Here is an 8230-nt window from a genome sequence, read left to right on the forward strand (position 1 = left end):
CCCTGCACCCTCGGCTGTCACGTGGGGTGTGGTCTCTACCTCAAGGGGTGGGATCGTGGGGGACAGGTCAGCCCTTCGCGGCCTTCGCTGCGCGCTGGCGCTGCTTCTTCAGCCGCTCCCGCTCCCGTCGCTGCTCGGGGGTCATGCGCGCATTGCGGCGTGCTTCACGCTCCTGTGCCTTTGTCCTGGCGGTTGCCTCCCGTGCAGCCTTCGCGGCTTCCGGGTCTGCCGCCTCGGCGGCTCGGCGCTGGGCGGCGCGTTCCTTCGTGCGTGCCTCTGCGGCTTCCTTCTCGCCCTTCTTCACCGCCACGCCGATGTAGGCCACCATTTCGCGCAGGGCACGCCCCCGCAGGTCGTCAGGATTGTCGGGCAGTTCAAAGAGGTTCGTGAGGTCCACCTTAGGCTCCCTCGGCAGTGGCTGAGCCATTGCGCTGGCGACCATTTCCTCGTATTCCGCCTCTTTTTCCTCGGGGATGCGGGCGGCTCGGGCGGCGGCTCTGGCTTCCTGTTCCTCCCGCTGGCGTCGGGAGCGAACTCGCAGGCCATCATCGTGCAGTTCAGTCCTCGACCAGTCGATGCGGGCATCGTCCGGTCCCATGCGCTGGGTGTGGTGACTGCCGCTGTAGGCCGGTCCCTCGACCACCTCGGCATCGCCTGAGGCAATCCATTCGATCATCGCTTGGGCGCGGGCAAGGGTCGCCCCGTGGCGGTCCTTTTGTTCTGCTCGGGTGGTCTCCAACAGGTTGCGCGGTACACTCTTCCTAAAGTCACCTGTGCCGCCCTTGCGGCCACTCTGGAAAGCCTCGTAACGAGCGACCTGCAGTGCATGTTCGGCCCATGCGTCGATGATGGCGGGCTGAAGGTTGTAGAGGGCGCGGTGGGCGGTCAGATGCGCCGATTCCCACTCTACATGGACTTTCGGATGATCGAGGCCCAGTGGAGGGAATTCGGGGATGACCGCAGGTGTCATGGGCGGCAGGTTGCGAGGGCCGGGGCCGGGGTAGTCGGGGGCGGACCGTGCAGGGTGGAACCGCCGTTGATGGGCGGCACGGGCGTCGTTGACGGCCCGTTGATGGTACTCGGCGGGGTAGGGCTTCAGGGCATCCGCGAGGGCGCGCGCAATGTCGTCATCGGTGTGACCCTTGGGCAGGGCCAGGACGGCGGCGGTAGCAGCGGCGGTGCAAGCGCGGCAAGTGGCTGCGGCTTGCTGGAAGTGTTCCAGACGGTCGGCACGGGGTGCCTTCAGGCGAGCGAGGGTTTCGGGGGGGATCGTGTATGCCATGTGGTCGGTGTTACGGGGTCGGTGAATGATGCGGGTCCCACTTACGGCGTGGTCTCTACCTAAAGGGGTGGGATCGTGGGGGGACACGCTCAGGCGTCGGAAGGAACGTCGGCGAAAATGGCGACTGCCTTCCTATAGGCAACTACAATTGAAACGTCGGAGAACTTGCAGGCAATGCGCTCTCGGTGGCGGTGGGGCGAGCGGTGAAAGAAGGTGCAGTTGGCGAAAAAAGTGCCACCGGTTCCAGCTATACCCAGCCGACCGCCGGGGCGCGCCGCGAAGCGGTAGCGGCCTGCCGTGGCCGCATCCGTGTCCCCGGATCGACCTCAGGTCACCCCTGTTCCCGCTCCCGGAGCTTCCTGAGCAACCGCATGGCAGCTGTAGGTGTCCACGGCTTACGCTCGCTGCTGGGTAGGGAACCCAACTTGCGGCGCTTCTGCCAGTCGGCAGGCGTCAACGTTCGTGAGGCGGTGAGTGCAGCCGAAAGCTTGGTGGGTGTGTCGTGGCCTTCAGCGATCATGATTCGGGCCGTGGCTTCGATGGTTGCCGTGTGCGCCTCTACACGGCCCTGTACGCTCTCTGCGGCCCGTTCGCGGCCAACAGCGTCGACGCCCTTCAGGCGAGCCGCGGCAGCCTCAGGTGCCAGCCAGTGACCGTCACGGGCCACCTTCGCCTGCAACGCGGCAGATGTGCGGGCCTTGATCTGTTCCCGTTCGTACTCGGCGACAGCAGCAAGGATCGTAACCACCATCTTGTTGGCTTGCGGGAAGTCAGCCGCGACCACCTCCACGTCGGCAGTCATGATCGCGCGCAGGGCATCCACGTTACGGCTCAGGCGGTCGAAGCGGGCCACCAGCAGCGTGGCACCGGTGCGGCGGCACTCGCCCAATGCGGCGAGTAGCTGGGCACGCTCAGTCGCACCGCGCGCACCGCTTACGGTCTCACTGAAGGTTGCCAGTAGGACGCCCCTGACGCCTGCTACATGGCGGCTTAGGGCCTCCAGCTGCGCAGCGACGCCAAGGCCCGACACTCGCTGGCCGTCGGTGGAAACGCGGGTGTACCCGACGAACTCCTGATGCGTGGTCATCGTCCTGGCCCTGCGTGTGTATTGGATAGCGCCCGGTGGAGTGCTGCGGTGATCTTCATTAGTTCGGCAGGACGTTGTGACGGATGGTCCGTCGTTCGTGTGACGAAATGTAATGTTCGCGCGAAGACTAAACAAGTGGTCCTGTCGTGAGCACATGCAATGAATTGCGCATACCACAGGCTGTAAGGGGCGTCTGACCGTGCGTTGCCTGGCGTGGGATGCAGCAGGATCGTCCTATTCCTACGGTGCAATCGAGGGCGGGGTAAGGGGGGGATTTCGACCTCGATGTTCTATCAATGCCGCTTCGAAAATTTACACAAAAATCCGTTTGACTCGCTGGACTCCCTACGTCACGCCGCAGCTTCATGGCAGGAGGGATGAAAAGCAAACGATTCCGGTTTCCGTTCGCTTCAATGGTCCACGGAGGGCGGGTCGATTGGTCTGAGGATCATTGGGCAGGCAGCGTTCGCGATCCCAAGCTCGTGGAGCTAGGGTCACCTGGGCTTCTGGTTGAAGCGTTCGCCGCCGAGGTTACGGCTGGGGAGCCGTGAGTCCAGCCAATCAACCTCCCAGGATGGTTGAGTCAACTCTCCAGGCGTGCCAAAAAAATCACCTGGGGAATTGACAGATCGCGCTCTATGCGCTTTAATTCTTCCCAGGCCACTTGCGGTCACATGCCAGGATAGTTATGAACGACATCAATATGGACAACCTGCCCACCCCTATGACTGGCAACTTGGACGATTTGCTTGATGCGGGTGATACAACGGAGAAGGCTTTCAAAGTGTTCGTGGGTCACAACCTAGGGCATAGGGCATTTCTTCTGCAGATTCCGATGCACGAGTTCTTCCAGATTTCGGAGGTCGCGAATGAAGTTAGTCGCGATGGTGAAGACGGGGTGGCACAGCGAAAGCTTGATGCAGTCCATGCTCAAAAGTTGGCGTCGTACATTCTGAAAGGCCTGGTTCAGGGCGCTATCGTTCGTCGTTCGAGCGCGGGAAAGCCGGAGTCTCCCGCTCTGAAAAACCTTCTGGAGCACATGGGCAGGCAGCCCTATATGTCACTGCAACCGCTGGTTGCTAACATCCGCACTATGCAAGAAGGTGGGCGCAGTCTCCGCGCAGAGCGAATCTTGTCCAAGGCTGACGGTTCGACCGTGGGTTTCAACATTTTCCTCTCTCAGCAGCACGTTCTTTGGGTTATTGACGGTCAGCACCGTCGCTGGGCCATGAAGATGGTCTTTGATTACCTTGAATCAGTTTTGCGCAACCGCAGCTATCCAAAGAAGGGGTCGCTCTACGGGGTTGGAGACGTTGATGTCGACGATTTGAGCGCCTGGCAGGAGGTCTCTGAGAGCGCGCGCAGCTTCTGTACGGTTTCCGCTGAAGTGCACATGGGGCTCACCCCTGAGCAAGAGCGACAGCTCTTCCATGACCTTAATAATCTGGGAAAGAAGGTGGACAAGAACTTGGCTCTCAAGTTCGATAATTCGAATCCCATCAACTTGTTTATCAAGGACGTATTGCATGACGAATTGTCACTCAATATCGTAGAGAAAGAGGTGAAGGACTGGAAGGATGATGAAGGTGCTATCACCCTTAAGGATGCGGTTGCCGTGAATGCAATTCTGTTCCTTAATAAGACGAATATTGCTGGAGCTGCGCCTCAGAATGTAAAAGAGAAGGCGGAGACTGCAAAGTCATTCTGGGAGGCGGTGAAGGCGATCTCAGGTTTCGGGGAGCATCGCGCCAAGGAGAATACCGTGGCTGCTCAACCCGTTGTCCTGAAAGCGATTGCAAAGCTGGTTTACGATTTTGGCTTCAGTGCACGCCGCCCCGCTAATGGGGATCAGCTTCTCGAAGGTCTGCTCAGTTCTCTTACCGACATGGATTTCTCACACGAGAACCCGATGTGGCGCTTCTACGAACTCAATGAAAGTGAGAGGGTCAAACTCGGCCTGTCGGGGCTTGAGGCCTACCTTCCGCAGGCTGAGGGAGGCAACCGTGATATCGGGTCATATCAGGGTGGAGTGATGAGGTTTGGCGCAAAGCACAATGATATTTACCCGATTATTGGCGATATGATTCGCTGGAAGCTTGGTCTGCCGAATCGCCATTCCTGAGGTCAGGCGTGCCCTCTCCCGCTGGTGGGGGAGGGTGGGTGCTTTCAGCAATATCAACATTCTCTAGCACTCGGTCGGTGCAATAGGCAACCTCCCGTGAACTAGCCAGGCATATGGCTGGCCCAGGAAAGCGCTCTCAATCGGGCGTGGGTTCGTGCAATTGGGCGTCCAGCATAGTGCTCGGCAGTGTCGTTGCGATCGGCAGTATGCTGCGATAAAGAAGCGTGCTTCGTCGGCTGCGCGAGGATTTCCTCGCCAGTCGAGACACTTGAAAGCGGACTGCAAGCGAGTGCATAAGCTGTTCAAGCGTGGTGGTCGATGCCCTCTCTATCAACTCCCTTGACATACCGATCCGCCGCTTCGAAAGTCACCCCAGCGACTGCCGCCCGGCACAGGTCCAGGCTTAGCACTCGCGCATAGCTATTCATGGTCACGCCCTCCCGCTCGTGGCCTGCCACTTGCTGGACAACTTCCTTACTTGCCCCGCCATTGATGGCGGCCGTAATGAAAGTGGCGCGCAGCGCGTGGAACACCAATCGGCGGTCTGTAATGCCCAGCGAGCGAATGCGTCGGCCCCACGTCTTGCCAATCCCGTGGCCGCGCTTGCGGTCAGGACCACCCGGAACGAGGCCGGGCAGGAGGTAGCCGTCAGGTGTTGCCTGTGCCAGTGCTGCAACGGTGTCGCTGATGGCAGGGTGAATCGGAACCACCCGCACCGCCGCCTGTGACTTCCCTTCGCGGACGTGCAGCACCTGGGCTACTGGATCGTAATCGGCCACGCGCAGGGCGCAGACCTCGTTCAACCGCATCCCGGTATACAGCGCTAGCAGAGTCAGGGGATACAGCAGGGGTTCCCTTCGGTCATCCCGTAGTCCCCTCAGGACCACCAGCAGTTCCCCCTCAGTCCAAACCCTACGTGCAGCCTCCTGCCCGCGCTTCGACTTCTTCAGCGTCGCCTGCATCCTGTCGAAAGGATTCGCGTCAATCTGGCCGCGAAGCATGGCCCACTGGAACCATATGCGGCAGGCGGATACTTCCTTTGTCTTCGTCACCCTCGACACGTCGCGGGGCTGGATTACCTTGGCAACGAACTGCCCGGCAACGATACGGGTCACGGTAGCAATCTCGGTGCTGCGTCCGACCCACTGCACGAACGCCTTGCATCGCTTGTCCACCTCGGCGAGAGACTGCGCCGTGAGATCTCCCGAGCGCTCCTTTAGAAAGCTCTCTAGGCTGTCCGCTACAGTTGTCCCAAGCTGGCCTAGCGCAGCCCTGTGCGCGCGCTGTAGGCCGTCTGTGTCGATGGGGTGGCCTGCTTGTTCCTGCTGGCTGACATATTGGTCCACGTCGTTCGATACCTGGGCATACACGTCGTTGGCGCTGACCTCGCCCGATTGACGCATTGCGTAGCTCTCTCGCGCCCGCTCAACGATCAGTTCTGGCGACCACTGGTCGATGCCGTCTCGGATCAAACGTTGGGCCACCTCAGCGCGCCTTATGTAGACCTCAGGACCATGCTCAGCATTTCCCTTGCCGATGGCGACTGCCCACGCCTTCCATCCCGCGATTATTGGTGCAGCCAGTTCCACGGCGTCAGATAGGGAGTTGGTGCCCAGCGCCTGCACGAGGTCATGCCTGCCTACGATGCGTTGCACAGAGCGAGGAAGCACATAGCGAGCGGAGTAGCTGTTGCCACGGCGCTTGATGCCGGAGGGGAGGGGCATTGTGGTGCGGGTACAAGGTGCGGGCACAAAGGGTACAGCTGAAAGCCTTGTGGCAGTAGCCTCAACGCTTTGCCGAACTTGTCTTAACGGCTCCTGTTTCCGGCACCAGTTGTAGAAAAGCCCCGGCCCAGGTCGGGGCTTTTTGTTTTGGTAGTGCCGGCCGCTGGCCGGCAACCCGTAGTGCCAGCCCATGGCTGGCAGCCCGTATCATCCGAACCTTGCGACCCACTCGCCCCGCTGGCTTCCCAGGCGCTTAGCGCCGCGCCCCGTTTCTGACCTGGCAGCCGCAGCCGGCCATTCCTGTGCTATGAGTACCCAGCCTTGCTTCAAGGCTCTTTCAGGGATTGGAAGGATGCGCAGGTTCGGGGGAACTGCAGGCGGTGTGTCGACCCGCTTGAGAGGATTTGAAGATCGAATTCGCAAGTTGGGGGCATTAGGCACCTGGCTGTGCTGCGTGCTGCTCATTGGCCTTGGCGTGTCGCCAGCCGCAATGGCACAGACGACGGTCACGTACATCCATACGGACGCCTTGGGCTCGGTTGTGGCTGAGAGCGATGCCAACGGCAACGTGATCAAGCGCTATGACTACGAGCCCTACGGTGCCGTGGTGGGTGGGGAAGTCACAGACGGACCAGGGTATACCGGGCATGTAAGTGACTCGGCTACCGGGCTGAGCTACATGCAGCAGCGGTACATGGATCCGCAGTTGGGGGTGTTTCTGTCGGTTGATCCGGTAGCTGCCTATGCGCAGCCTGTAACTCAATTCAACCGCTACCGGTACGGGAATGGCAATCCTTACGGATATGCAGACCCTGATGGTGCCGACGCCATCTATTTTGCGGATGTGAATGTTGTTGTCATTCCTGTCTACTTCAAGGGGGCGGAGGCAACCAGGGAGAACATCCAGCAGATCAAGGCGAGAGTGGACTCCGTATCCTCCGAGTTCTCAGGGATGAAGATAAGGCTTCAAGTGCTGTCTTCGCCCGGTGGCGCAGGGACGAACGTCATGGAGTTGGGCGTGGGGAAAAACTACAAGGACTTCCCCTTGGCGGGCGAGGGGGTTAATTTCCGGGGTGGACGCAGGGGGTACATCGATATGTCTGCCGACAATGGTATTGGTGCTGCCGCGCATGACATTATTCATTTTTCCGGAGCGCGAGACGGGTACGTGAGCAACGGGAGTCGAGAGGGCAGGACGGGTACTTATCTTCCGGGGTACTCACAGCAGCACATCATGGCAGATCGGCGAGGTACCAGTCTGCGCGCGATGGACGAGGATGCGATCAGGGGAAATGACTCGACTTCGAGGTTCCAATTGGGATCCTTTCAAGGTGTTTACAGAGTTGACGGAAGGATCGATTCGGTGCGCCTTGAGAAGAATATGAAGGAAAAATGATGCTCAATTCAACCTCGAGGAGATCCTGGATTGCTGTGAGTGTCATTGGAATGGCGGTGACTCTGGCTGCTTGTCGTAGCGAGCGCTGCGAGGCTCTGGTCACAAATGAGTCGCCCAGCGTCGGTCTGGCGCAGCGGTACTTCGTGAGACTCATGGATACAGTCAATCTGGCGCCCGAATCCGCATTCAAATCTGGTGGGGCTTGGCGGGTCACCATTGTTGACGCACGACCAGATCCTCAGCATAAGGATGGTGATATTGATGGCTCTCTTTGGGTCGATTTCAGGGTCCGCTCGCCCTCGTCACAGATCATAAGCGAGCGCTGTAATTCACGCTTTGATGTGTGTGTCGCTCATATCGTTGAGAAACTTCCGAAAAAGTGTCGCAGTCCGCACTAAACCGTCGTTCTCAATGTCGTGTTCTCCGGCGGTGATTCGGGTCCGGCAGCGTTCCGCAGTGAGTCCCGGATGGAGTCGTTTGCCCGCAATAGTTCGGACGGCAGCTTTTCAGTCGCGCATTGTCCGCCTCCGACTATTCGATACGGCTGGTGGCGCAGCTCGGCGGCTTCCTGGGACGCAAGAGCGATGGAGAACAGGGCGGGAAGTCACTGTGGTTGGGC

General features: G+C 59.8%; 6 protein-coding genes. 3 read left to right on the forward strand and 3 right to left on the reverse strand.

The annotated features are described in order from the left end of the window. Positions 1-67: 67 nt before the first annotated feature. Positions 68-1282, reverse strand: a complete 1215-nt coding sequence (locus ACQKDV_RS16795; protein WP_427785236.1) for a hypothetical protein — start codon at positions 1280-1282, stop codon at positions 68-70. 331 nt (positions 1283-1613) lie between these two features. Next, positions 1614-2369, reverse strand: a complete 756-nt coding sequence (locus tag ACQKDV_RS16800; protein WP_427785237.1) for a recombinase family protein — start codon at positions 2367-2369, stop codon at positions 1614-1616. Positions 2370-3057: 688 nt separating this feature from the next. Between ACQKDV_RS16800 and ACQKDV_RS16805 the strand changes: the two genes are divergently transcribed. After that, the gene (locus ACQKDV_RS16805) at positions 3058-4491 is read left to right on the forward strand and encodes a DNA sulfur modification protein DndB (protein WP_427785239.1); all 1434 of its coding nucleotides are present in this window, start codon (positions 3058-3060) and stop codon (positions 4489-4491) included. Positions 4492-4793: 302 nt separating this feature from the next. Here ACQKDV_RS16805 and ACQKDV_RS16810 read toward each other — a convergent pair whose 3' ends face one another. Continuing rightward, positions 4794-6407, reverse strand: coding sequence for a tyrosine-type recombinase/integrase (locus ACQKDV_RS16810; protein WP_427785241.1), 1614 nt, complete (start codon positions 6405-6407; stop codon positions 4794-4796). Between the two features lie 190 nt (positions 6408-6597). Here ACQKDV_RS16810 and ACQKDV_RS16815 point away from each other — a divergent pair, with 190 nt between their 5' ends. After that, the gene (locus ACQKDV_RS16815; RefSeq protein ID WP_427785242.1) at positions 6598-7611 is read left to right on the forward strand and encodes an RHS repeat-associated core domain-containing protein; all 1014 of its coding nucleotides are present in this window, start codon (positions 6598-6600) and stop codon (positions 7609-7611) included. A 517-nt stretch (positions 7612-8128) separates the two neighbouring features. Next, positions 8129-8230, forward strand: a 102-nt coding sequence (locus tag ACQKDV_RS16820) for an IS4 family transposase (protein ID WP_427785243.1), incomplete at its 3' end; no start/stop codon positions are given.

The organism is Stenotrophomonas sp. NPDC077659, assembly GCF_050268705.1.
In the GTDB taxonomy this organism is placed as follows: Bacteria; Pseudomonadota; Gammaproteobacteria; order Xanthomonadales; family Xanthomonadaceae; genus Stenotrophomonas.

What these genes read in the sequence shown, in the direction of transcription:
- ACQKDV_RS16805 (WP_427785239.1), top strand. Translation starts at nt 3,058, where the DNA reads ATGAACGACATCAATATGGACAACCTGCCCACCCCTATGACTGGCAAC.
- ACQKDV_RS16810 (WP_427785241.1), bottom strand. Translation starts at nt 6,407, where the DNA reads ATGGGCTGGCACTACGGGTTGCCGGCCAGCGGCCGGCACTACCAAAAC.
- ACQKDV_RS16795 (WP_427785236.1), bottom strand. Translation starts at nt 1,282, where the DNA reads ATGGCATACACGATCCCCCCCGAAACCCTCGCTCGCCTGAAGGCACCC.
- ACQKDV_RS16800 (WP_427785237.1), bottom strand. Translation starts at nt 2,369, where the DNA reads ATGACCACGCATCAGGAGTTCGTCGGGTACACCCGCGTTTCCACCGAC.